The following is a 23,775-nucleotide window of genomic DNA, read 5'->3' on the forward strand; positions in this document are numbered from 1 at the left end:
GGATGGGTCGGCGTTCAGACGTCGATCGGCCGGCCGTCTTCCGTCGGCGGCGCGACGTGATCGATGTACTCCTCGACGGTCGGGTCGTCGACCCGGACGCGGACGCTGATCTCGCCGAGCTCGTCGGGTTCGCCGACCGAGAAGTTGATCCGGTCCTCGAAGGCCGCCTGCTTCTTCAGGGCGAAGGAGAAGGTATCGCCCTCGCGGGTCGCGAAGAACTCGCCACGGGCCGTATCGAGGATCTCCTGCTTGTGGAGGAGCTCCGAGACGTGGTCCATCGAGTGGGCTTCGCCCCTGATTTCGCCGAATCCCTCTTCGAGGTCCGCGGTGGGGAAGATGTTCGCGACCGCGTCCGCGACGCGGCTCGTCACCTCGGTGTCGTACACCGGCGCCGTGATCTCGACGTCGACGCGGTAGATCTCGCTCACGACCGGCGCACCTCCGCATCGACGTGGTCTGCGCCCTCGCGAACGATCGTTCGGATCCGCTCGCGGTACGCCTCGAGCGTGTCGGTGTTCTCGACGACGACGTCGGCCCGGACCATCGCGTCGTCCATCCCGAAGCCGCGCTCGCGGGCGTCCCGAGCAGCAAGTCCTTCGCCGCCGTCGTCCTCGCTCGCGTCCCGACCGCGGGACTCGACCCGCTCTGCGCGCACTTCGAACGGCGCCTCGATGCTGACCAGCGTAAAGTCCTCGCCGAAGCGGTCCTCGAAGACGTCGACCTCGACGTCCGATCGGATGCCGTCGACCAGCACCGTCTCGTGTTGCTCGAGGCGGTCCTCGATCATCGGGAGCGAGCGCTCGGCGATCGCGGCCGGTCCGTTCTCGTCGCGCAGCGCCTGCGCGACCTTCCCGTGGTCCTTGGCCGGATCGAGGCCTCGATCGGCCGTTTCCTGGCGGACGACGTCGCCCATCGTCACCACCGGGATTCCTTCCTCGCGTGCGACGGTCGCGGCCTCGCCTTTCCCGCTGCCGGGGAGCCCGACCGTTCCGATGACGTGCATCGAGAGGGGATACAGGCGAGACCCGCATAAGGGCTGTGTTCGTCGCTCGTCGCGGGCCGCACGTCCCTCGGCTCGTTCCGTTCGATACGGGCTCGGTTTCGCTGGATGCAACTCCGATAGGAGTCGCGTATCGTCGGTTTCGCGAGCGGAACGGATCGCGTCGACCGCGCTCGTCGGCCGCAGGACGGAAACGAGCCATTCACTGACCCGGTCGTCCATAAGAGGGGGCTCGTTCTCGAGCGGAAACAGTGTTCGCGCTCGCAATCGTCCGGGGGCCGCGATCGGACTCGCGGTAATTCGTTTGAATTCGAGACTATTTTCCGAAACGGAGTGTCCATCTTATCTTTCATATTGACCTCGCTTCGAGCGCACGCTATGACAGCCAAACTCCTCGATAGACGTCGATTCACCAAGGCGGTCGGCATCGGTGCGATCGCAGCGATCGCCGGCTGTTCGGACGACACCGGGTCCGGAAGCGACGGCTCCGGATCCGGGGGCGAGTCGAGCACCGGCGACGGCGGGACGGAGAATACGAGCGAGGGAGAAGATGGCGGACTCGGCGGCAGCGAGGACAGCGGTATGGGTGACGAGAACAACGAGTCCGATAGCGGTATAGGGAACGAGACGTCCGCCGGCAATGAGACGTCCGCCGGCAACGAGACGTCCGCCGGCAACGAGACGTCCGCCGGCAACGAGACGTCCGCCGGCAACGAGTCCACCGGCAACGAGTCCGGCTCGGGCGACGAGTTCGGTGAAGACATCGTCGAGTAGTACCGCCAGTTGAACGGTTCGGCTTCGGTTCGGCTTTTTTCGATCGGTTCGGAGCGGTGACCGGCTCGACAACGAGAATCGTCTCCGGGTCGTCGATTCGCACTCCGGAACCGGCGGCGCGCTCGAAACTGCTATCTCTCGATCGAAACTACGGGGCACTATGACTCACCGGTCGATGTTCGTACGCACGATCTGGTTCGATCTGGTCGGCTGGTGGCTCACTCCGATCGTCGTCAACACCGCGTGGGCGCTGACTGTGACCGCGGTGCTCGCGCCGATCAGGATCAACTGATCAACCTCGTCTCGACGGTGCGAACGTTGCAGGAGCCGCGATCCTTCACGAACTCCGACGTCGCCCGCGGCCAGCGCTCGCTGCTAGTTCGAGCGGCGTACCTCGTGTTCGTCGGCTGATGGCTGAGCTTCCCCTGGGCGAACCTCGCTGCCCTCCTGGCGATTACGATCGTCGGACTGCCGATCGCGATCTGGCTGGCGAACCGGCTCCCGTTCGTGACCTCGCTGTACCGGTTCCACGGCTAGACCCGGCCTAAATCCACACTGCTTATGCTGTTCGATCGACGACTCGTAGCCGAGGGCACGTAGCTCAGTCCGGATAGAGCGTCGGACTTCTATCCCCGTCGCGATCGCGGTGGGGGAAGACATCCGACGGTCGTGGGTTCGAATCCCATCGTGCCCGTCCGAAAACTATCGTTTTAGGGCTTCTATCCAGAAGTCCGCGAGAACGCTGCTCCCATCTAGATTCGGGCATTTCTCGTTTCGAGACCTGTCCTGAGAATCTGGACTTCGTTCAACAGTTGAACACCCCCCGTCGCAGTCCGGCGATTTTCATTGTCGGTTGCATCGCGAGGTGGTCGGCTTGAGTACCGGTCTCTGGACGCCGACGGATCGATCGACGTGTCTCCACTGTGGTGCCCACGTCACCGATCGGTTCCGCCGGGTCTTCGGTGACGATCGCGACCGGGCCCATCGCTGCGGCGAGTGTGATTCGTACGCTCGACTGAGCCGCGGCTCCGCGGCGGGGAAAGACATCGCCAGCCCGGACCCGGAGACGTCGCCCGGTCGCCACGGGGGTGAATCGGATGTTTGAGTTCGTGCCGGCGAACCGGCTGTACGACGTCGCGACTCGGACGAAGATTGCCCATCCAGCCCACCAGGTAACCGACGAGCAGGTTCGTCGTGCGATCGAGAGACAAGAGCGAGAGATCCAGACCGACGGCGGTAACGCCGCGGCCGGTACTGAACGGTCAGGACTCGTATGCAATTCGTTCAACTGCCAGCACGACCCTGTAGAGCAGATAAGTTACGTACAGTCCCAAGCCGAGCCAGATCACCGGGACGCCCAATACCGTATTCGAAACAAAAAGAGCGTATCCGACGCTGAAGACGGCGAGATACACGACAACCGAGGTGTGAATAATGGGTACGTCGATTCGAACTGCATCGGCGGACATGATAATCAATTCTCACATTTATTGCAAAAGTGTTCTGCTGTCGTCCAAACACTGTCATCGCTCTTCCAGCGACAACTACAGCCGGGCTCTGAGCATTCTCCTTCAAATTTTGAGAACTCCACGAGATGCGAGAGGGGTGACCGATGAGCCGTCTCGTCGAATCCGACGAGTGCGAGCGCTACGGCGATCGAATCACCGGCCTTCGCCGGCTCTTCACGGACTGTACGCGCGACGTCCGTAACGCGCGGGAGGGGCCGCTATGAGTTCGCGGACGTCGGAACTCGAGAGTCCGAAGGCCAGTGGGGACGCGATCGAGAGCTTCGCCGATCGCATTCAGCACGTGATGGGGTTGGCTGATCACGTCGCCGAACTCTCGCCGTTCCAGCAGTGGCTTGCAGAGAACGGTGCCGAGATCGAGTTCGACCAGGGCGGCGATCCGAAGCGGCTCCGCGTCGACACGATTCTCTCGAAGCTGAAGTACGGGAGCTTCGAGAACGTCGCGACGATCGCGGCGGAAGCCCTCGAGAAGTGGTCGAAGTCGGGTAACGATCCGGCGGTTCTCCGGCAGGCAGAGCTGACCTGGAAGACTCCCGGCGGCGGTACCGAGGTTGGGTTCGTCGGCGCGATCGCCTTCGCGTGCAACGACGTCGATACGCTCGTAGCCGCGGCTCGACGTGTTTTGGAGCGCGACGATCTGACGCTCAAGCAGCGCCGGGAGATCGCCGAGACACTGAGCACGAAAGCTGTCAGTTTTGACGTTGAGACTGAGGTAGCCGTTCAGACGAAAGGAGAGATGTGACTGGCGGGAAAATCTCTGTGCGGCTTTGCTCTGCCGATCCCTTCGAAATTGATAGATGGACGCTGCTGAATGCAGAGGATGAGTTCAGCACGACGATCTCGTTTGTTTCATGCCCGCCCTACTGAACCAGCCGTTCCGTAGATATGCATATCTACCGAGCGCTAACTCCAAACGGTGGGAGTAGGAGGGCGGATCACCCACGTACAGATGAAGACTACATTTAACCGTGCCACCCAACTACCGTTTGCCAATGAGTCAACAGGGCGAACGCAGTGACCAACCGGGGACGCCGGGTCTCGAAAGCGGCCTCGAGGCATTGCGTCAGAGTCCTGAGTTTCGCGGCCCGGTCGAATCCCTCGATGGTCACGACCACGCCAACGACCATTTTGCACTCATATATAAGAACCGAGACGAGCAGTTCGCGGCCGTCATCCCGTTCATCCACCAAGGGCTTGAGCAGGGCAAGCGATGCCTGTACATCGCGGATGACAACTCGAAAGCAGAAGTACTGGAAGCGATGCGGGCCCGCGGCATTGACGTGGACGGTGCCCTTGACTCGGGTGCGCTTTCCGTCCACACGGAGGCGGACACGTACCACAGGACCGGCACGTTCAATCAGGATGCGATACTGGAGTTCTGGGAGGACTCCCTAACGGAGGCAACAGACGAGGACGGCTACACGGGAATCAGGGCAGCCACCGAGATGACGTGGGCGCTGGACGAGGATACGAGCCCTGATCAACTGGTCGAGTACGAAGCGGCCCTCAACTCTCTGTTCCAGAACGAGGACTACACCGTCATGTGTCAGTATAATCGCGAGCGGTTCCCACCCGAGATGCTCGAAGACGTCATCGAGGCCCACCCGCACCTCATCCACGACAACATGGTCTCTCACAACGTCTACTACACCCCACCCAAGGAGTTCTTCGGCCCCGAGCAGCCAGCCGACAAGGTTGATCGGATGATGGGGAAGCTGCGCGAGCAGACCGAGGCGAAGACGGAACTCCAGCAATCGAAAGAACACTTCAAGCAGGTCTTCGAGAGCAACCACGACGCCACCCTCATCGTTGACTCCGACGCGGACGAAATCCTCGCTGCAAATCCGGCCGCATCCAAGATGCTTGGATACGCACGAGACGAGTTGCTGTCGCGCGGCCCCTCCGACTTGTATCCCGACGAACTCGACAGATTCAGTACGTTCGTTGACGAGGTGTTCGAAGATGGGATCGGCTGGACAGACGAACTCACCTGCCGCAGCAGGGATCGGGGCCGGATTCCGACTGAGATCTCGGCGTCCCAAATCGAGGTCGATGACCGCCCGGTCATGCTCGCGACGATCCGCGACATCAGCGAGCGCAAGGAACACGAGCAGGCCCAACAGAGATTGTACGAGATTGTGGCCGATTCCGACCGGCCGTTCGACGACAAACTCCAAGCGGTACTTGAGCTCGGCTGCGAGCGGTTCGGCCTCGAATACGGCGGGATCGCCCGCATCGATCCGACGGCCGATCTGTTCGAGGTGGAGACCATACGCGGGGACCATGACCACCTCGTCCCGGGCGAGCAGTATCCGCTCTCCGAAACCTACTGCCGATTGGTGGCGGACGACGGAGAAACCGCTGCCGTCACCGACCCTGTAAGCGAGGGGTTCGAGGGGAAACTGTGCTACGAGCGCTTCGGCGTCCAGGCATACCTCGGAACCCAACTCGAAGTCGATGGTGACGTCGATCGGACGTTCTTCTTCGTCTCGAACGAACCACGAAAGGAGGAGTTCTCAGAGGCCGAACGCACGTTCCACCACCTGATGGGGAAGTGGGTGGAGTATGAACTTGAACGCAGGCAGGCCGCGGAGGCGCTGCGCGAACAAACCCACACCCTCGAAACGATCAACCAGGCGGGCAACTCATTGGCCGCCGAACTCGACCTCGAGAATCTGGTGCAGGAGGTTACAGACGCCGGTACGGAAATAACCGGCGCGGAGTTTGGTGCTTTCTTCTATAACGTCATCGATGACCAGGGCGAATCCTACACGCTCTATACCCTCTCAGGTGTTCCTGATGAGGCATTCGAAGACTTCCCGATGCCGCGCAATACGGAGGTCTTCGGCCCGACCTTTCACGGCGAGGGGGTCGTCCGTTCGGACGACATCACCAAAGATCCGCGGTACGGTAAAAACGCGCCCTACGATGGGATGCCCGAAGGCCATCTGCCCGTATGCAGTTACCTGGCGGTTCCTGTAATCTCGAACTCCGGTGAAGTACACGGCGGCCTTTTCTTCGGCCATTCGGAGCGGAGCATCTTCACCGAGAAGGATGAAAACATCATCACCGGGATTGCTGCCCAAGCGGCCGTAGCCATTGATAATGCTCGTCTGTATGAAACGGCGCGCGAAAGCGAGGAGCGATTCCGAGCGTTGGTCACCGCGAGTTCGGAAGCCGTGTTTCGCATGGGCCCCGATTGGAACAAAATGCAACACCTCGAAGCCCACGGCTTCCTCGCCGACACAAACGAACCGACCAGCGACTGGCTTGACAAATACATTCACCCGGACGACCAGGAGCGCGTCATGGAGGCCGTCAACGAAGCCGTCCGGACCAAGAGCACGTTCGAGATTGAACACCGGGTGGAGCAGGCCGATGGCAGCCTGGGCTGGTCATTCACGCGTGCGGTACCAATGTTGAATGAGGACAGTGACATTGAGGAATGGATTGGTATGGCGAGCGACATTACCGAGCGCAAGCATCGCCAGCAGGAACTCGAACAAACTAACGCACAACTAGAACGCTCGAACGCCGAATTGAAACGGTTCGCCTACGCCGCCTCCCACGATCTCCAGGAGCCGTTACGGATGGTGTCGAGTTATGTCCAACTGCTCGAACACCGATATGCCGACGATCTCGATGCCGACGCACAGGAGTACATCGAGTTCGCCGTCGATGGTGCCGACCGGATGCGCGAGATGATCGATGCGTTGCTGCAGTATTCACGGCTCAACACGAGTGACAAAGAATTCGAACCCGTGGACTGTAATGACGTGCTCGCCCAGGCGACGGATAATCTTCAAATCGCCATCGAAGAGAGCAGCGCCGAGATTACCTCGGATTCACTGCCCACGGTCATAGGCGACGAGCAGCAACTGGTGCAGCTGTTCCAAAATCTGCTCGATAACGCTATTACGTACGCTGGTGATGAGCCGCCGCATATTCACGTCACCGCTGAGAAGCAAAACGATGAATGGGTGCTGTCGGTCCAGGATAACGGAATCGGGATCGATTCGGAAAAGGCTGAGGAGATCTTTGAGGTGTTCAACCGCCTCCACACCACTGACGAGTATGCCGGCACTGGTATTGGCCTCGCACTCTGCCAACGGATCGTTGATATTCACAATGGCCGCATTTGGGTTGAGTCGGAACTCGGTGAGGGGTCGACTTTCTCATTCACAGTTCCCGAGAAGAAAGCGAGCAAATCCGCATAGGTAGTGGTTCGTAGATGAGTGAGGGAATCGAGATTCTGCTGGCCGAGGATAACCCGGGCGATGTTCGTCTCATGTATTGAGCGTTCGACCTTCCGCGTTGGTCGTTCCTCACTCCGTGCCACATTCGCGCTATGTATTCAGCACGGCTGCGGAAAGCTACTAGAAATCGTGAAAATTCAATAGAGAATCAGAAAATATCTGCAATCGCGAGCTTCGCCTGTCGGGTGTCACGGTGCTCGCCGCCGCCATGCCAGCTGAGACGTGGAACCCGACTCGAATGAACTAACTTTGTTTTCAGCACTCGAGTTCCGCGACCGTAGGGACGGTAGACGGCGAAAATGTAATAGCCGTCGTTCCGCCGGAGACGTCGGTGATACTGTTCATAGAGCTTGAAATTCCCCGGCTGGCCGTTCGAACGCCTGAGCATTGCCGATTTGATCTCGATCGGTGTGCCGGTCGTTCGAAACTCGGCGTCACACCATGACGAACGGGCCGGAACGATTCCGTACTTGCTGAATACCTTCTTCTCGACGGCTGTACCGTATTTATTCGCTTTCTTTGATCGGTTCATTGGATTCCTCTCGCGTGTGATATATATTTTCCCGGACCAGTTTTACGACTGCTAACATCGCCCATAGCGTCAAAGACGCGACCGCAGGAAGCGTCGCTATGGGCTACGGGTGGGGGTTGGTGTTGGTGGGATCGTTGGAGGTCCACGCCGTCATGCGATGGCCTGCTGTACTCCGGCAACTACGTTCCCGTGCTCGCCGCCCTCGTACTCCTTCCACCGTCGACGACACCATTCGCCGGAATACGCGCCGTCAAGACGTTTCTGGGAGATTTTGTCGAACGAGAGTCGATCCTCATCGTCTCCCAGTTCCCTCGTCCGCTCGTGGATCACGGTCCAGATCGCCAACTCCCGGAAAGCGTCTTCTCGGGCGATGTGCTCACCATTCTCGGCAGAACCGTCGTCGGAACCGTCGGCCCAACTCCACGGCGCCGGGTCCTTGTCGTTGGGTTTCCACATCGAGTCCGGCCAGCCGGTGATCTCCGGTGTGATTGGCTGCTTTGGCTTCCGGTTGTTGATCGACTCGTAGAACCGGGCGATCTTCTTGTCCTTCTTCTGTAGGACGAGACACAACTCTCGAACTGCTGGATGCAGGTCCTTCCCGTCATGACCGACGATGACGATCGCGGCCGCGATCGCGCCGCCGGCGACCGCCGATCTCCGCAGCAGGTCACGCCGGCCGATCAGCGTCTGACCGTGCTCGTAGACGTCGCCGTCGCCATGGGCATGGGCCGGATGTTCGTCGTCCTCGATCGAGATGCCGCCGTCGGCGTCCGGCGGCGAGACTGCCGCCGAACTACTCATGAATCCCTCCCCATGTAGACGAACATGCCGAGCACTCCGACGATCGCCAGGATGCCGACGCCGGCGGCCGCGCCGCCCGACCCGGCGAACAGCGCGCCACCGCCCTCCTCGATCCAGGCGTCGGCGATCTCGCTGTCGGTGCCCTCGAGCACGACGTGGTACTCCTCGCCAAACTCGAGCGCGCTGTTGGTTGCGTTGTACTCATTCTCGGTCGTATTCCCGACGTCAGCGGCGATACTGTCCGATAGGACGGCTGTCGCGTTTGCTGGGTCGTCATCGTACTCGGTCGCGTTATAGAACGTCATGTCAGCGGTCTCGTTCGCCGCGTCGGTGAGCGATTCGCTCCACTCGACTCCGACCGCGATCGGCGCCGTGTCGTTGCTCAGCAGGACTGTCTCGTTCGCGAGCTCGTCGCCGGCGTTGTCCGCACTCGCGACCGCGGCCATGCCGACCCCCAAGATCAGAATCAGCGTCACCCAGGAAACGAGAAGTATGTACGCTGTCTGCGGCGAAACCAGCAGTTTGTAGGTTCTCGTCATTGAGATCACTCCGTCCACGCGATGTAGGCAGACGCTCCCGAGACGAGCAGGAATAGCACCAGCGCGATGATGTCATGGGCGCCAACGAGTTGCTGGAACGCCGGGACGAACTCGTACAGTGGCACGCTCAGGAACGCGAAGATGATCACACCGTACTCGTACTGCTCGTAGTCCGAGCCGTCGATCTCGTTCGTCGCGACGATCCAGCCGATCGCCGCGATCGCGCCGATCAGCGCGATCGAGATCTCCAGACCGCCCGCGCCCGTCCATAGCGGATCAGTGAAGCTGAACCCGCCGAACAGGTCCAGGGCGAACGTCCAGACGCCGAAGATCATTCCGGCGAAAATTGGGTATGCCACGATTCCCGCGTAGTCGATTGGGTCGATTTCGTTCGTTGCCATAGTGCAACGGCGGCCGTCGCACGCGTCCGCGCAAAAATGTCAGTAAAAACTAGGTGATGCCTTGGTAATGCCGATAGTCACCAACATTTATACCAAGGCGGGTTGCCGCCCAGCGCATGGCGTTAAACAAAATCCGCCGATTAGACAAGAATTCGTTCGGGATCACGCTCCCGAAAGACGATCTCCGCGTTGAGGGGCTGCTCGACGAGAACGGCGAACTCAAAGAAGAACACCACGTTCACATCCGTCACGTCGGCGACGGTGAATGGACGCTCGAACGCATCGAGGAGATCGAGACGTGACGATTATCGAACCGTGCCAAGGTTCCGAGCGGCATCCGCGGAGATCGTGATATGCTGCTCACCGATCGTGACGCGATCGCCAGCGACATCTTCGATCAACGCTCCCAACTCTGAGAGATACTCCTGATTTCGTTGCTCTTGGATCGTGAGCGTAGCCTTCTCGTCGTGTTCAGCCGCGCGATTTTCGAGGTAGCTATAGACGAACGTCTCCCGGACGTCGGCCGGCGCGTCGTCGAGATAATCGGGTAGTGACAGGCGCTGCGAGGTTTTCGACCCGACCGGCGCTCCGAGTGCAGCAAGCACGCGCCCCAGGACAGTCCCGTCGGTACTCGGCCGGGCCTCATCCGCTCGGCGGTGGCGATCGGCTTCAATCCGATAGTCGACGTCAGCCAGCTCGAGCGCGTCGAACAGATGCGATTCCTCGCCGTGGTGATTGATCGCGAACGAGGGCGCGTAATTCTCTGCTGCGATCGATCCACCCGAGAAGACGTTCGCGACGAGTGCGTTCAGGCCGGCGAATTCCGGATCGCCGAACTCGGAATCCAGCCAGCCGCGATCACGGGCGATCTCGATCGCCCGGACGGCATCGGGCGCCCCACCGTCGTCGATCCAGGTCCGGAGTCGCGATCGCGGCAGGTCGAGCGCCGAGGCTGTCGCACCGGACTTGCAGTCGTTCTTGCGCGCGTAGTCAGTTGCACGGCGGTACTGTTCGACCACCTCCCACGCGTGGGGATAGGCCCCGCCGTCAAACGTCGCGGCGAGCGCGCGCTCGCTGATCGGGACGCGATCAGTCATCATTCGAGGGTGGAACCGATCGGCCATAACGGTTATTACACCGTGTTGGTCAGTTTGAAATCGCAAGACTGCGGCGCTTCAAGGGGGTACTGTAACTCTTCTATACAACGCTGATTATCACTTTTGAAAGCCTTTTCAGATCTCGAGACATTCACGATCCCCTAAGTATATATCCCCCCAGGGAACTGGTTGCTATCAGCACCAAAATGCAGGACGGCAGGAAGATTGCGCTGGGATGGTGTGGAAGCCCCCATTCCCGCGCATCTCGGGCGTACCATAGTCCTGGGTATAAGCTTTCCTACCGTTCAGCGGTGCTATGAGAAATCATGCTAGACACAATCGGCAAGCGGTTGATCGGAAACGAGGAAGAACGGGCAGTGTCACCTGTCATAGGTGTCATATTAATGGTAGCAATCACTGTGATTCTCGCGGCCGTGATCGCGGCATTCGTGCTTGATCTCGGACAGAGCCAAAGTGTTGGTCCGTCTGCAGGTATCCAATTCGATGAAGATTCCTCTGGTTCCTCGGTGACGGTTACGTATATCCAAGAAGATCGTGTTGACGGCGATGTCACAGTGCACTGTGATGGAGATACCTCTACCACTGGTACTCCCCTAAGTGTCGGTGGAACCACTACGTGCAGCGATACTAGTACACCAATTACGGTCACTGCAACGTATGATGGCACGGAGGGAACTGTTGGCAACTGGAACCCATGAAAGGGATAGATAATAGCGACCAGACAAACTCCAAAAAGGAACGGGCAGTGTCACCAGTCATTGGTGTGATACTTATGGTGGCCATCACCGTGATCCTCGCGGCCGTGATCGCAGCGTTCGTGCTCGATCTCGGACAGAGCCAGAGCGCTGGACCTGCGGCCGGTATTCAGTTTGACCACGAACCGTCGTCGACTGGTACTGGTGAAGTGACAGTTACCTTCATCCAAGACCAGCGGACCGATAATGGGGAGGTCTGGATCCAAGACGGGAATAATTGTGAAGATAGTAGTGGTACTACCGTTAATAGCAGTAATCCGCTTTCAGTAGGTGGTACTGCGGTCTGTGATGACGACGCCAGTATTACAGTCGTCACAAAATACGACGGAAGTACAGGTACCGTTGGGAACTGGAATCCATAAATAAACTGGAGCCTTTTATTCTTTTCTGAAATATTTTAAATCTTATTAATTTGGCCTAAATAGTCAGTTGACTTAGCCGTCAGCGCGATTGATCACTGACGCCCCACTGAGAATCAACTGCGATCGGCCGGCGCCGTCGACGGACGCCGCGATCGTCCCGCGGGCGAGCCAACAGGACCGATCCGTCTCCGGCGCGAACTCACCTCGCGAACATGATCGGCACCGAGTCGTAACGACGTCGACCTCAAGCGCGATCGTCATCGGTCCCGGTTCTCTTCGATTCGGGATTCGTCCGGGTGCGGTGCGATCGACGTGCAGAAGTTCAACCATTCATCGATAAACACATTTCGGGATCACGGTGACGCTGTCAATCGGCGTGAGCACCGCATACACGATCATCCCTAACTGTTTGACAACTCGCTGACCACGGTTGGGTTATGTTTGAGACGTAACTGGTAACAGATCCGATCGGCAGAGAAGCGATTCCACCTTACTCGAGGTCGTCAGCGTCGAGTTCCCCACTGAGATAGGCCCGTCCCTGATCGGAAATCTGGTACAGTCCGCGATCTTCGTCGTAGTACTCGACCAGCCCGCCGTCCTGTAACGCTCGGAGACGACGACGAACGTGGGAAATTTTGTAATCGATGTTTGCCTCGACAGTGGACGGGTTCGCCACGATCGGTTCGTTACCTTCGTTCAGAAGAAACTCAAGAATCGCATCGTCGGCTCGCGTCATCCAGTCCACCCGTGGCCGTCGCATTCGCTTTTCAAGACACGGAACACCGTGTTAGAACGACCGGTACGATGGTATTTGTGCAGCGTTTGAGCACCTGTAGTGCATTGTTTGATGCACTAATTTGAAGTACCCCCCGTTCCTGGGTGAGCGCAACGGAAGCCAGACGGACCCGCCGCTGCCCGGTCGGGTCCTCGTCAGAACCGCGGACCCGGTGTTTGGGGCACCGGCCCGCTGGCTTCCGTAAGTGAGTACGGAAGCATGCAATCGCTCGATGCTACAGGGGAAAAGTCCCCGATCGACCTGTGGCCCACAGCCCATGGCCGCGACGATCGAGTATCGGAATTGTATCGGAAATAGCCGAAAGTATTCAAAACGCATCGGAGAGGGCTTCAGTCCTCGATACGTGTTTGCAGAACTTTCGGAAACGACACTCCAGCGACTAAGAGGGCGGGATTCACTCGTTACGAATCACCGACGGACAACGACCGCGCGTGCCCCCAGTTCCACGTAGTGGCGCGCGCGGCGAGTCCGCGGTCCCACAACCGTGAGACCATGACACACCAAACACGCCACCACGGTAAGCGTACCGGATACTGTAATCAATTAGAAATTCGCGAGGTGGGCCGATGAGCGGTCTCGAGCCGATCGCGCCCCACGACGCGATCGAGATGTATCACGACGCGATGCGCGACGAGCACGCGGAGTCGACACGCAGGAGCGCGAAACACCGGCTGCGCGCGTTCGTGCAATTCTGTGACGAGCACGGAATTGATGATCTAAACGAACTCTCTGGCCGGGACATCTACAAGTACCGAATCTGGCGACGCGAGGGGGCTGGTGACGATCGAGAACCGGTTAAACTGGTCACTCTGAAGGGTCAACTCGCGACGCTCCGCCGATTTCTGCGCTTCGCGGCGAACATCGACGCCGTGCCTCCAGAGCTGTACGAACAGGTCACGCTGCCGACGATGAAAAACGGCGAAGACGTGTCAGATTCGACGCTGAAACCCGATCGAGCGGTGACGATCCTGGAATATCTCGAACGCGCTCAACCGGCTTCTCGTGACCATATTGTCGTGATGCTGCTCTGGCGAACAGGCGCGCGAACTGGTGCGGTCCGTGGGCTCGATCTTCGAGATCTTGACCTCGACGGATCGCACCCGCGTGTTTCCGGCCCTGCCATTCACTTCGTCCACCGACCAGAGACCGGAACGCCGCTCAAGAACCAAGAAAAGGGACCCGATGGAACCGAATTAGCGAGAAAGCAGCCCGGTACATTGAGGACTATATCGAGTACCACCGTCCCGACGTAACGGACGAGCACGGCCGGAAACCGCTACTCACGACGGAGTACGGTCGTCCCGCTGGGAATACTCTGCGAAAGACGCTCTACCGCGTCACACGACCCTGCTGGCGAGGTGAGCCGTGTCCCCACGATCGCGACCTTGACGAGTGCGACGCCGCCCATCTCGACCACGCGAGTAAGTGCCCATCGTCGCGGTCACCTCACGACCTCCGCAGTGGTCGTGTGACCTACTATCGGCGAGAGGATGTTCCGCGTCAGATCGTACAAGACCGCCTCAACGCGAGCGAGGATATCCTCGATCGGCATTACGACCGCCGTTCAGTCCGAGAACAGGCCGAACAGCGCAGCGATTACCTTCCTGACCTATGAAATCCATGAACGCCACTAAGTGGGCCGCAGACCGCGGCATCATCCGATCCCCATCGTGCCCGCTTGCTGTTGCGAACAGTTCGTGAGCGACAGCATCACAATGAGATGGGGTTCGGATCAGGGAGCAGTTTGCTGTGGCCGTGGTTCGAATCCATTGTACCCGTGATTTTGCGACGATTTCGCGAACCTGTGAGCGGAACGTCGTGAGACGAAGTCTCACGGAAAACGGACGTGAGGAGTAACTCCCATCGTGCCGGGTCGAAGCCTGGTGCGGAGAATGCTGCTCGGACGACTCGCCGAAAATGTGCCGCGATCGAGTTCCTCAGCGCGGTGGTCCGAAGCGCGTTCGGGTCGACGCAGTCCGATCGGAGCCGGAACCGATCGGCTTCGCAACCGCGCCGAGCCTAGCAGTCCGACTCCTCGGGGACGATTCGAAGTTGCGACGACTCGGTCTGGTCGCCGATGGTGGCCGACCACTCATAGCGACCGACCCCCAGCTCCACCGTGGGATCGACGTGCTTGGATTCGCGCGGCTCGAACTCGAGCGGGATCTGTTGGGTCTCGTCGTCGATCTCGAAGCGCAACTCCGTCTCGACGGGGTCGTAGTGGTAGTTGAGCACGGTCATGTCGAACGCGAGTTTCACCGTCTCCTGGGGATCCTCGACGTGGATAACTGACTCCTCGTCGTCGTTCCAGCTGTGGACGTTGAGGAAGTACCCCTCGTCTCTGTCCTCGTAGTCGTTTTCGGCGTCGACGGTCAGCGTTCCCGTCTCGGTTTCGCCGGCGACGGCGACGGTCCAGTCGTGCTCTCCCGGGCCGAAGCTCCTGGGATCGAACGACTCGTACGCGCGACCGGTTTCGCCGGGATCGAGATCCAGCGTCCCGATGACGTCGTCGAAGTACGCGATCTGGAGCGTAACCGGCACGGAGGTGGGTTCGTCGCCGGTGTTCGTCACGGAGGCCCTGAAGGACGCGATTCCGTGATCGACGTGCGTCGCGTCGGGTGCTCGAACCTCGTCGAGAGTCGCGTCGGGGTCGTCAGCCGCGCCCGCCGGACCGGCCGACGAGAGCGCGCTACACGTTACGAGTGCGGTACTACCGGTAATCAGCGATCGCCTGGTGATCTCGGACACGTCCGTTCCCAGCGTCGGACGGTAATTCACTATGGGTTTCATCACGCCGTTGCACGAGTGAAACGATCGGCGATCGTAGCGGCTCATCGCCGCTTCCCGGAGGACTGGCGGGTCACCTTCGGTAGCGCGCCGATCTGGACCGCTCCCTCCGAGGCGCGACCGCGAAGGCGATCGGCCGAACCCGGACCAGAACCCGCACGCACCGACCTACGTCTCAGAGAGCTCTCGTTCGATCGGCCGAAAGTCACCGTTCCCGCAGCTGCAGGCCTGTTTCGTCCCGATCGGCCGAATCGAGCCGTCGGGACAGATCTCGGAGACGAAAATATTCCCGCAGTTTTCACACCGCGCGGCGACCCGCTCTCCGGCGAGTGATGATTCCATCGTACTGGAACGAACGTCCCGTTCAGTAATCAGACCGTTTCCAAATCCTATCGGTACGTGCGGCACGCGACGGTGATCGCCGCCGTCGTCGATCGGGTCATTCTCTCGGGGACCGTTAGTTTAATACTGTTTGACGGAGAACAATTTCCCGTCGGCAGAGCCGTTCGACGGCATCACGAAGGGGATTGGTTGGGGGCACAGTCGATATCGCCATCCCCGCTGCCGACCGCGTACACCCACCTACCACCGTCAAGCCGATCCTCGGATCGGCTTGACCATTCGTCAACGATACGATTACCGAATGAGGCAGGGGGTCGGACACAGTTCTCTTTCACTTTCGATTCGATGGACCGCCGAGTCGCCGCGGACGACGTACGTCCGACGGCCGAACCGTGGATCAGTTTGATCGGCACCGATCGGTATCGCCGCCACCGTTCCGTGACCGGCGACCTGGCGGCCGTCGCGGAGGTGACCTCGAACGACGGTCTCGAGGGGCTCTCGTTTTACTCGACGGCCTCGCAGGTGAGCGCCGACTACGGACCGATCGCGAGAACGCGCACTTCGTCGTTCCCGCATCCCACGGGCAGGGCGGCTCGGCGTTACCGAACGACGGTGACCGGAACGGGAGCCCGACGGACGATCTTCTCGGCCACGCTCCCGAGCAGCACGCGGGAGACGCCCGATCGGCCGTGGTTGCCGACGACGATGTGATCGACGTCGTGCTCGTCGGCGAATCGAACGACCTCGTGAGCGGGCTTCCCGATCGCGATCTCTGTCCGGAACTCCGGTTCGTCCGCGTCGACGAGTTCCTCGACGTCCGCTCGCATTTCTGCCGACGCTTCGGCCTTTCGCTCCGCGAAGAAGTCTCGGACGATCTCGATCCCCGCGTCGGTGAATCCGTCGGCCGCCTCGATGACCCGGAGCAGGACAATTTCCTCGTCGGGGTATTCGGTGAACGCGTATTCGGCCGCCGTCCGGGCGGGTTTGGAGCCGTCGTACGCAACAAGAACGGTCATACTGCAGGTTTCGGTGCCGACGCCATTAATCCAATCGACGTCCGATCGGGCCGTCCCGAACGACCGCTATCCTTCGAAACCGTCTACGGCTCGCGTCGCTCGTCGTTTCGAATCGAGATCTTCGCCGCGTTCAGAGCTCGTCGTCTTCGAAGACGAAGGTTCCGTTGCGCTGGACCACTTCCCCGTCAATCTCGATGACCGACTCTTCGCTCATGTCGACGATCATGTCCACGTGGACGGCGGAGTCGTTGGCCTCGTTGCCCTCGCCGACGGTCTCATCGTAGGCGCGGCCAACGGCCATGTGGACCGTATCGCCCATCTTCTCGTCGAACAGCATGTTGTAGGTGAATCGATCGATGTCGCGGTTCATGCCGATGCCGAGTTCGCCGAGGCGGCGGGCGCCGTCGTCGGTGTTGAGTACTTCCGTCAGGACGGCCTCGTTCTTCGCCGCCGAGTGCTGGACGACCTCGCCGCCCTCGAACTCGAGGTAGGCGTCCGTGATCTCCCGGCCCTGGTGGTACAGCGGCATGTCGAACAGCACCTCGCCCTCGACGCTATCCGGCCGGGGCGCGGTGAAGACCTCGCCGCCGGGGAGGTTGTGCTCGCCGTGATCGTTGAGCGTCGGGTTCCCGTCGATCGACATCGTCACGTCGGTCGTGTCGCCGCTCTTGATCCGGATCTCGTCGGCGGGGTCCATGAATTCGACCATGTTCGCCTGGTGCTCGCGCTGGGCCTCCCAGTCCTTGTTGATGGCGTCCCAGACGAAGTTCTCGTAGCCCTCGGTCGACAGCTCCGCGAGCTGGGCGTTCGCGGGCGCGGGGAACTGGGTGAGACACCAGCGCTTCGAGAGCCGCTCCTCCAAGATCGGTCGCTGAGCCTGTCGGTACGCCGCCTGCGTTTCGGGCGCGACGTCGCTGGTCTGGGTGACGTTGTCGGTCGCTCGGATGGCGATGTAGACGTCCGTGTTCCGGATGAGCGCGAGTTCGTGCTCCGGCGTCTCGTAGTCGTCGTCTCCGGCCCGGAGGTACGCTCGCCGCTGTCGTTCTCCCGTCCGCTGACTCGTCGTAAGCGGGTTCGCCCCTCGATCGCCGACCACCTCGTGAAGGGCGACGACGAGGTCCTCCGCGACCGGGTGGGCGTCGATGACGACATCGTCACCCTCCTGCAGGTCGACGGAGTGATTCGCGATGATTTCGGCGTGTTCGCGGATGCGCGGGTCCATGTGCCACACCTACCCGGACCGTCGGGATACGGTTTTCGAATCGAAACGGTACCTGATCGATCGTGCGTTCAGGTCTCGTCGCGGTTCGTCAGGAAGATCCCGAGGTAGATCGACGCGATCGCACAGCCGACGCCCGCGAGAAACGCGATCGTGAACGGCGAGTCGAGCGAAAAAGACGCCGCGTCGCCGGTTGCCCACCCGACGAACCCGCTCACGACCAGGGCGATCGCGCCGAGTCGGAGGCCGGTGAGAGCCAGCCGTACGCGTGTGCTCGTCACGTTAGGGTCGCGTTCGTCGGCGGTCCCCTTTCGTCTTCGCGTTCGATAACTCCCGGACGAACGACACCGCCGCAGCGGTTAGCACGAGCGATAGCGGTACCGCGAGCAGCAGTGCGAACGGGAAGCCGACGGGGCCGACGCTGACGAGCAGCGAGAGGACGATCGAACTCACGACCGCGACGACGACGTGCCAGAGCGCGAATCCGAGGTAGGCGCCGCCGCGGATCGCGAACCCGTACGATCGGCGGAACGCGTCGAGGAAGGGTGCGTCCGCGACGATGAACAGGAACGGCGCGGCGTAGAAGAGATAGCCCAGCACGACAAGCGCCGGCAGCGCGAGGAGGATCACGATCGGCGAGAGCATCGCGAACGGTACGAGTACCAACACGCCGCCGAAAGTGACGAGTCCGTACAGGAAAAAGCGCGGCGCGTATTCGCGGACGCAGGCCGCCGCCGCGACCGACTCGCCCCGGAGTCGCCGATCGAGGCCGCCGACGTAGACGGCCGCGAGAACCGCCGCGATCGCGGCGTAGGCCAGCAGCGCGATCGCGATCCAGACGCCGGTAGCGACGCCGACGTCCTCGATCGGGATTCCGACTCCGTACAGCGGCGTGTCGACGGTCAGGTCGGTGCCGCCGGGACCGGTCGCATCCGCCGATCCGGTCGGGACCGTCGGATCGGCGAACGGATCGTCCCTCGGTGAGGATCCGCTGCCGATAGCGTGTCGATCGACTCGCGCGGGCGGATCGACGAGCGTCCACAGATCGAGAAACGGCGACGGGAAGACGAACTTGAAGTTGACCGAGATGCCCCCCGCGGGATCGAGCGCCCGCCGGACGCTCGCGATCTGCGATAGTGAGGTCAACAGCGGAACCAGTGCGAACGGAAGGATCGCGTCGATCCGATCGAGGACGCGCGAGACGTGCCACGGGAACGAGTGCGGGCGCGGATCGTTCGAGTCACCGCCGTCTGTCGGATGGTCGTTCGGATCGCCGGGTGGCGGCGAATTCCCGCCAGAACCCGGGTCGATGGGTGTTCTATCGGGGACCATACGTCAGCAATCAAGACGGTACGGGTTGTACGCTTCGGTCGATCGGTCGGCACTGGCTATCGCGCCCGCGTCCGAGAGCGACACCGTTAGGGGGGTTCCGGACGACCCTCGGTCATGATCGATCTGCGATCGGATACCGTTACGACACCCGACGAGGCGATGCGCGAGGCCGCGGCCGCGGCCGAGGTCGGCGACGACGTCTACGGCGAGGATCCAACGGTGAACGAACTCGAAGCCCGCGCGGCCGAGGCCGTCGGCGCGGAGGCGGCGCTGTACGTCCCCAGCGGAACGATGGGCAACCAGATCGCGGCGCGGGTCCACGCCGATCGCGGCCAGGAGGTGCTCGCCGATCGCAAGAGCCACGTCGTGAAGTACGAACTCGGCGGCTTCGCCCAGCACGCCGGTCTGCAGGTCCGGACGCTCGATGCCGATCGCGGCGTCCCGACGCCCGAACAGATCGAGTCGAACTCCGTCGTCGAGGACCTCCACCGACCCGGAACGGGACTGCTCTGTCTCGAGAACACGCACAACACCCGCGGCGGCCTCGCGATCGCCCCCGACGCGATCGCCGCGGCGGCCGACGCCGCGCACGATCGGGATGTACCGGTCCACCTCGACGGGGCGCGGCTGTTCAACGCGGCGACGGCGCTCGACGTTCCCGCGACCGAACTCGCCGACCCCGTTGACTCGGTCATGTTCTGCCTCTCGAAGGGACTGGGTGCCCCGATCGGCTCGATGCTCGCCGGGTCGGCCGAGTTCGTCGAAGCGGCTCGCCGGACGCGCAAGCTGTTCGGCGGCGGCATGCGCCAGGCCGGCATCGTCGCCGCGCCGGGCCTGCGGGCGCTCGAGAACGTCGACGACCTCGCGATCGATCACGAGAACGCGCGCCGGCTCGCCGACGGCCTCGCGACCCTCGACGGATTCGACGTCCAGCCGCCGGAGACGAACATCGTCCTCGCGGACGTCTCGGGAACCGGCCTCGAGTCGACGACGGCCCTCGATCGACTCCGCGATCGCGACGTCCTGGCGTCCGCGATGGGGCCGACGACGGTTCGGTTCTGTACCCACCGCGACGTCTCCCGCGAGGACGTCGAGCGGGCGATCGATCGCGCCGCGGACGCGTTCGGCCGCGCGGACTGACGTGTAGAGCGGCGGTTCGCCCACTCGCGTCACCGATCGCTCCACGGTATCGGCTGCGTTTCGCGGTTCCTGCGCGTCTCCCGTTACCGGCCGCGCATCCCGTCGCGGAACTCGAGGACCGTCCGCCGGAGGAGCAGGTACGAGAAGAAGATCAGCGATAGGAGGATCAGGACGACCGCGATGATGACGGGATCGTCGGGGATGAGGTCCAGCATAGGACGCGGGTACACCGTCAGCGCGCAAAATCGTTTCGACGTCGATCGGGCGGATCGAAACCGCGGTGGCGCCGGTTCAGTCTCGATCGCCGACGAACGTCCCGCGAGCCGTCCCCTTGACGTCTTTTCGCGGTAAAACTGACGTCGGTCTCGCCGGGATTTCAGTGGCTAAAATCGCCTTTTCACCTTACGCTGAATATAACCAGTGTTGGCTCGTATCCTCAATTGCGTCTCGATCGTCGACCCGCCTGGCGATCGAGACCACCGGCCTACTCCCGCTGGTCGATCCGTCGGCCGGTCCCCCCGACGATCGCCACCCGGTCACCCTCGTCCGCTTCGTTCCGCCTGAATCGGACGCGGCCGAAGACGGCGCGGTTCCGTCTTCGCCCTCCTTTCGCCCGCGTCCCCCGCTGACGCAGTATCGCCCTCCGAGTCGCTCGCGGCCCGCGGATTGCCAGTCGCGTTCGCCGCCGTTGCTGGCGTAGCGCCGTTTCTCACCGGCCCTCGAACGACTCCACGAGCGTGCCGTCGGGTTCGCGGATCTCGCCCGCGAGGCCGTCGGCCGATTCGTCGAGCACCGCGAATCCGGGACGATTCCCGCGTGGCTGGGCGTGACTGCCCGGGTTCAACAGCACCACGTCGCCGGTCTCGACGATCGTCGGCCGGTGCGTGTGCCCGGAGACGACGACGTCGGCGCCTCGCGATCGGCCGAACATCGCCAGCCCCGCGTCCCCGCCGTCGCGTCGGTGCGTCACCGCGAACCGGATCCCGCCGGCCTCGACGATCCGCTCGGTCGGCAGCCGATCGCGCACCGCGGCGCTGTCCGCGTTGCCGTGGACGGCGTAGAAGTGTTCGCACTCCTCCTGAAAGGCGTCGAGCGCCGCCGGACTCGTGAAGTCCCCCGCGTGAATCACGGTGCCGGCCTCTCGTGCGGCGGTCAGGGCCTCGCCCGCGAGTTCGTGCCCGCTATCGCTGTGCGTATCCGAAAAGATCGCGATCATGCCCTCTGATTCGGGCCCGATCGGGACGATCCTTTCGAACTTTCGTCGCCGGCTCGATCGGAAGACAGTGTGCGGTCGATCGGCCGCGCCCGACGACCGGCGTCGAAGACGCGCCGCGAATTATCAGCCACCTATTCTTTTAAGACGGTGTGCGTAGGTGCCATCGATGGCCAGTAGCACCTCCGTCGTACTCGCCGCGCTGTTCGCGAACGGCGCGATCGCGGTCCTCAAGTTCGGCGGCTTTCTGCTCACCGGTAGTCCCGCGATGCTGTCGGAGACGTACCACTCGATCTCGGATACGGGCAATCAAATCTTCCTCCTCGTCGGCATCCGCTACGGGGCGCAGGAGGCGAACCGAACCCACCCGTTCGGCCACGGCAAAGCGCAGTTCTTCTACAGCTTCCTCGTCAGCGTCATGCTGTTCGGGATCGCCGGCTGGGAGAGTGCGACGCACGGCTACGAGGCGCTGACCCACGGCGGCGTCCACCGCACGAACGAACCGGTCTCGCTGCTCGGGACGACGTTCGACCCGGTGTACGTCAACTACGCCGTCCTGCTAGGTGCGATCGCGTTCGAGGCGTACGCGTTCCACAAGGCCTACCAGGGGATCACCCGTCAGATGGCGGCCCACGGGTGGGAGAGTTTCCGCGAGGCGTTCCACAAGACGAGCGACGTGACGACGCTCACCGCGCTCACCGAGGACACGATCGCCCTCGCCGGCGCGGGGATCGCCCTCCTCGGGATCTATCTCAGTCGGGTTTACGAGAACCCGATTTACGACGCCGGCGCCGCGCTCCTCATCGGGATCCTGCTCATGGGATTCGCCGTCGCGCTCGCGTGGGAGAACAAGCGGCTCCTCCTCGGGGAGAGCCTCCCCGAACCCGCCGAGGACGAACTGCGCGCCATCGTCGCCGGCTGGGACGGGGTCACCGACGTCGTCGACTTCCGGACCGTCTACTTCGGCGCCGAGGAACTGCTCGTCGCGGCGGACGTCGCGTTCGAACCCGACCTCGATACGGAGACGATCGACGAGCGCATCACCGCGATCGAACTGGCGCTGATGGACCACGACGAGCAGGTCCAGAAGGTGTACATCGAACCCGAGACGATCGAGTGAGGAGGTCAGGACACCGCTCGGTGACCTGTCGCACCGTCGACCTCTCCCCGTGACCGCTTCGACAGGTCCGTTGACCTGTGGTTTTACGATGAGGTAGAAATATATATGTCGAAAGCATTCATTAAATTCAATGAATTCGATCAGTATGTTGCTCCGGTCCACCTTCCCGGTCGCCGGCATCCTGCTGTTCTGGGGGCTCGTCGGTCAGCTACTCCCTCTCTCAGCTGCGACCACGGGCGCGCGAATCGGCGGGATCCTCATGGCAACGTTGTACGTCTTTGCAATCGCCACCTCTAGACACGCTCACACTACAGAATCAGCCGAACACACCGGTATCCACGGTGTGGCACGCGAAAACGTTAGGGTGGCCGTTGCAGCGAGCAGTTGGTTCCTCGTTGCGTTCGTATGTTGGTTTATTTCAGTACCCCTCGAACAGACCCCCAATAATTGGTGGTTCGGCAGACTCGTCACCGCCGTCGCGACGGAAGGGATCACAGTGGCGACGTACGCGTTCGTCGGGACCGGAGTTCTGACGGTTGTCCTCTACGTCGTTTCGGCCAGCTCGGCGTACGTCGGCAGCCACGGATCAAACGGCTATTATTCGAGCACCGCCTCAAAGTCTGACGACTAATCATAAAGCACACACTTATCATCGCCAATTCGTAAGTACGTTTTAAGGATACAGTCCGTCAAGCCATAATCCAAGCGGACTTAACTCGCGTCCAACTGGATTGGGCGCGCAGTTT

25 protein-coding genes, 1 tRNA gene and 4 pseudogenes are annotated in these 23,775 nt (G+C 61.5%); 14 read left to right on the forward strand and 16 right to left on the reverse strand.

Features of this window, described 5'->3' with window-relative positions:
- Nucleotides 1-14 precede the first annotated feature (14 nt).
- A complete protein-coding gene (locus MUH00_RS08540; protein WP_247003671.1) occupies nt 15-428 on the reverse strand; it encodes an RNA-binding domain-containing protein in 414 nt (137 codons plus the stop codon).
- Nucleotides 425-1,003 carry an AAA family ATPase gene (locus tag MUH00_RS08545; protein WP_247003672.1) on the reverse strand — a complete coding sequence of 193 codons (579 nt, stop codon included), beginning with the start codon at nt 1,001-1,003 and terminating at the stop codon, nt 425-427. The genes MUH00_RS08540 and MUH00_RS08545 overlap by 4 nt, the downstream gene beginning before the upstream one ends.
- Nucleotides 1,004-1,378: 375 nt before the next feature.
- On the opposite strand from MUH00_RS08545, the gene MUH00_RS08550 reads away from it, so the two are divergent.
- The 4 genes and pseudogenes from MUH00_RS08550 (at nt 1,379) to MUH00_RS08560 (ending at nt 2,879) form a co-directional block, all read left to right on the forward strand.
- Nucleotides 1,379-1,774 carry a hypothetical protein gene (locus MUH00_RS08550; protein ID WP_247003673.1) on the forward strand — a complete coding sequence of 132 codons (396 nt, stop codon included), beginning with the start codon at nt 1,379-1,381 and terminating at the stop codon, nt 1,772-1,774.
- A 160-nt stretch (nt 1,775-1,934) separates the two neighbouring features.
- Nucleotides 1,935-2,311, forward strand: a pseudogene (locus MUH00_RS23070) (YccF domain-containing protein).
- A gap of 53 nt (nt 2,312-2,364) precedes the next feature.
- Nucleotides 2,365-2,468, forward strand: a tRNA-Arg gene (locus MUH00_RS08555).
- A gap of 171 nt (nt 2,469-2,639) precedes the next feature.
- Nucleotides 2,640-2,879, forward strand: coding sequence for a DUF7563 family protein (locus MUH00_RS08560; protein ID WP_247003674.1), 240 nt, complete (start codon nt 2,640-2,642; stop codon nt 2,877-2,879).
- A gap of 157 nt (nt 2,880-3,036) precedes the next feature.
- Here the strand turns inward: MUH00_RS08560 and MUH00_RS08565 are convergent, their stop codons facing one another.
- Nucleotides 3,037-3,243 carry a DUF8066 domain-containing protein gene (locus MUH00_RS08565; protein ID WP_247003675.1) on the reverse strand — a complete coding sequence of 69 codons (207 nt, stop codon included), beginning with the start codon at nt 3,241-3,243 and terminating at the stop codon, nt 3,037-3,039.
- Nucleotides 3,244-3,550: 307 nt separating this feature from the next.
- On the opposite strand from MUH00_RS08565, the pseudogene MUH00_RS08570 reads away from it, so the two are divergent.
- The 3 genes and pseudogenes from MUH00_RS08570 to MUH00_RS08575 form a co-directional block, all read left to right on the forward strand.
- A pseudogene (locus MUH00_RS08570) lies at nt 3,551-3,874 on the forward strand (DUF7845 domain-containing protein); the annotation flags it as partial.
- Nucleotides 3,866-4,042 (forward strand): annotated as a pseudogene (locus MUH00_RS23175) (DUF7692 domain-containing protein); the annotation flags it as partial. The pseudogenes MUH00_RS08570 and MUH00_RS23175, both read left to right, overlap by 9 nt.
- A 250-nt stretch (nt 4,043-4,292) precedes the next feature.
- Nucleotides 4,293-7,517, forward strand: coding sequence for an MEDS domain-containing protein (locus tag MUH00_RS08575; protein WP_247003676.1), 3,225 nt, complete (start codon nt 4,293-4,295; stop codon nt 7,515-7,517).
- A 187-nt stretch (nt 7,518-7,704) separates the two neighbouring features.
- Here MUH00_RS08575 and MUH00_RS08580 read toward each other — a convergent pair whose 3' ends face one another.
- The 4 genes from MUH00_RS08580 to MUH00_RS08595 all read right to left on the reverse strand — a co-directional run bounded on the left by MUH00_RS08580 (nt 7,705) and on the right by MUH00_RS08595 (nt 9,829).
- The gene (locus MUH00_RS08580) at nt 7,705-8,088 is read right to left on the reverse strand and encodes a PD-(D/E)XK family putative nuclease (RefSeq protein WP_247003677.1); all 384 of its coding nucleotides are present in this window, start codon (nt 8,086-8,088) and stop codon (nt 7,705-7,707) included.
- A gap of 150 nt (nt 8,089-8,238) precedes the next feature.
- Entirely contained in the window at nt 8,239-8,889 is a 651-nt protein-coding gene (locus MUH00_RS08585) for a hypothetical protein (RefSeq protein ID WP_247003678.1), read from the reverse strand.
- Nucleotides 8,886-9,428 (reverse strand): PGF-CTERM sorting domain-containing protein, encoded by a 543-nt coding sequence (locus MUH00_RS08590; protein ID WP_247003679.1) that lies wholly within the window; start codon nt 9,426-9,428, stop codon nt 8,886-8,888. Before MUH00_RS08590 ends, MUH00_RS08585 begins: the two co-directional genes overlap by 4 nt.
- A gap of 5 nt (nt 9,429-9,433) precedes the next feature.
- Nucleotides 9,434-9,829: a DUF8023 family protein gene (locus MUH00_RS08595; protein WP_247003680.1), complete on the reverse strand. Its 396-nt coding sequence runs from the start codon at nt 9,827-9,829 to the stop codon at nt 9,434-9,436.
- 116 nt (nt 9,830-9,945) lie between these two features.
- On the opposite strand from MUH00_RS08595, the gene MUH00_RS08600 reads away from it, so the two are divergent.
- Complete coding sequence (locus tag MUH00_RS08600; protein WP_247003681.1) at nt 9,946-10,131, forward strand: DUF8053 family protein; 186 nt, start codon at nt 9,946-9,948, stop codon at nt 10,129-10,131.
- A 3-nt stretch (nt 10,132-10,134) separates the two neighbouring features.
- On the opposite strand, the gene MUH00_RS08605 is transcribed toward MUH00_RS08600, so the two are convergent.
- On the reverse strand, nt 10,135-10,926 hold the full coding sequence (locus tag MUH00_RS08605; RefSeq protein ID WP_247003682.1) for a hypothetical protein: 792 nt from the start codon (nt 10,924-10,926) through the stop codon (nt 10,135-10,137).
- A 326-nt stretch (nt 10,927-11,252) separates the two neighbouring features.
- On the opposite strand from MUH00_RS08605, the gene MUH00_RS08610 reads away from it, so the two are divergent.
- Together MUH00_RS08610 and MUH00_RS08615 are read left to right on the forward strand one after the other, a co-directional pair.
- The gene (locus MUH00_RS08610) at nt 11,253-11,645 is read left to right on the forward strand and encodes a type IV pilin domain-containing protein (RefSeq protein ID WP_247003683.1); all 393 of its coding nucleotides are present in this window, start codon (nt 11,253-11,255) and stop codon (nt 11,643-11,645) included.
- On the forward strand, nt 11,642-12,064 hold the full coding sequence (locus MUH00_RS08615) for a type IV pilin domain-containing protein (RefSeq protein ID WP_247003684.1): 423 nt from the start codon (nt 11,642-11,644) through the stop codon (nt 12,062-12,064). Before MUH00_RS08610 ends, MUH00_RS08615 begins: the two co-directional genes overlap by 4 nt.
- A gap of 490 nt (nt 12,065-12,554) precedes the next feature.
- Here MUH00_RS08615 and MUH00_RS08620 read toward each other — a convergent pair whose 3' ends face one another.
- Nucleotides 12,555-12,800: an ArsR family transcriptional regulator gene (locus MUH00_RS08620; RefSeq protein WP_247003685.1), complete on the reverse strand. Its 246-nt coding sequence runs from the start codon at nt 12,798-12,800 to the stop codon at nt 12,555-12,557.
- Between the two features lie 668 nt (nt 12,801-13,468).
- Here MUH00_RS08620 and MUH00_RS08625 point away from each other — a divergent pair.
- Nucleotides 13,469-14,475 (forward strand): annotated as a pseudogene (locus MUH00_RS08625) (tyrosine-type recombinase/integrase).
- Between the two features lie 404 nt (nt 14,476-14,879).
- On the opposite strand, the gene MUH00_RS08630 reads toward MUH00_RS08625, so the two are convergent.
- The 5 genes from MUH00_RS08630 to MUH00_RS08650 all read right to left on the reverse strand — a co-directional run bounded on the left by MUH00_RS08630 (nt 14,880) and on the right by MUH00_RS08650 (nt 19,556).
- The gene (locus MUH00_RS08630) at nt 14,880-15,695 is read right to left on the reverse strand and encodes a hypothetical protein (RefSeq protein ID WP_247003686.1); all 816 of its coding nucleotides are present in this window, start codon (nt 15,693-15,695) and stop codon (nt 14,880-14,882) included.
- Nucleotides 15,696-16,588: 893 nt separating this feature from the next.
- Nucleotides 16,589-17,005, reverse strand: coding sequence for a universal stress protein (locus MUH00_RS08635; protein ID WP_247003687.1), 417 nt, complete (start codon nt 17,003-17,005; stop codon nt 16,589-16,591).
- Between the two features lie 130 nt (nt 17,006-17,135).
- Nucleotides 17,136-18,227 (reverse strand): aminopeptidase, encoded by a 1,092-nt coding sequence (locus tag MUH00_RS08640; protein ID WP_247003688.1) that lies wholly within the window; start codon nt 18,225-18,227, stop codon nt 17,136-17,138.
- A gap of 68 nt (nt 18,228-18,295) precedes the next feature.
- Entirely contained in the window at nt 18,296-18,505 is a 210-nt protein-coding gene (locus tag MUH00_RS08645; RefSeq protein ID WP_247003689.1) for a hypothetical protein, read from the reverse strand.
- A 1-nt stretch (nt 18,506) separates the two neighbouring features.
- Nucleotides 18,507-19,556 carry a hypothetical protein gene (locus MUH00_RS08650; protein WP_247003691.1) on the reverse strand — a complete coding sequence of 350 codons (1,050 nt, stop codon included), beginning with the start codon at nt 19,554-19,556 and terminating at the stop codon, nt 18,507-18,509.
- 114 nt (nt 19,557-19,670) lie between these two features.
- Here MUH00_RS08650 and MUH00_RS08655 point away from each other — a divergent pair, with 114 nt between their 5' ends.
- Nucleotides 19,671-20,696 carry a threonine aldolase family protein gene (locus tag MUH00_RS08655; protein WP_247003692.1) on the forward strand — a complete coding sequence of 342 codons (1,026 nt, stop codon included), beginning with the start codon at nt 19,671-19,673 and terminating at the stop codon, nt 20,694-20,696.
- Nucleotides 20,697-20,779: 83 nt separating this feature from the next.
- On the opposite strand, the gene MUH00_RS22850 is transcribed toward MUH00_RS08655, so the two are convergent.
- Together MUH00_RS22850 and MUH00_RS08660 are read right to left on the reverse strand one after the other, a co-directional pair.
- Nucleotides 20,780-20,911, reverse strand: coding sequence for a DUF7859 family protein (locus MUH00_RS22850; protein WP_256464811.1), 132 nt, complete (start codon nt 20,909-20,911; stop codon nt 20,780-20,782).
- A 494-nt stretch (nt 20,912-21,405) separates the two neighbouring features.
- Entirely contained in the window at nt 21,406-21,912 is a 507-nt protein-coding gene (locus MUH00_RS08660) for a metallophosphoesterase (RefSeq protein ID WP_247003693.1), read from the reverse strand.
- A gap of 166 nt (nt 21,913-22,078) precedes the next feature.
- On the opposite strand from MUH00_RS08660, the gene MUH00_RS08665 reads away from it, so the two are divergent.
- Both MUH00_RS08665 and MUH00_RS08670 read left to right on the forward strand, forming a co-directional pair.
- Nucleotides 22,079-23,029 carry a cation diffusion facilitator family transporter gene (locus MUH00_RS08665; RefSeq protein ID WP_247003695.1) on the forward strand — a complete coding sequence of 317 codons (951 nt, stop codon included), beginning with the start codon at nt 22,079-22,081 and terminating at the stop codon, nt 23,027-23,029.
- Between the two features lie 130 nt (nt 23,030-23,159).
- Entirely contained in the window at nt 23,160-23,660 is a 501-nt protein-coding gene (locus MUH00_RS08670; protein ID WP_247003696.1) for a hypothetical protein, read from the forward strand.
- Nucleotides 23,661-23,775 lie beyond the last annotated feature (115 nt).

The sequence above is a fragment of the Halosolutus gelatinilyticus genome, assembly GCF_023028105.1.
Classification (GTDB): domain Archaea; phylum Halobacteriota; class Halobacteria; order Halobacteriales; family Natrialbaceae; genus Halosolutus; species Halosolutus gelatinilyticus.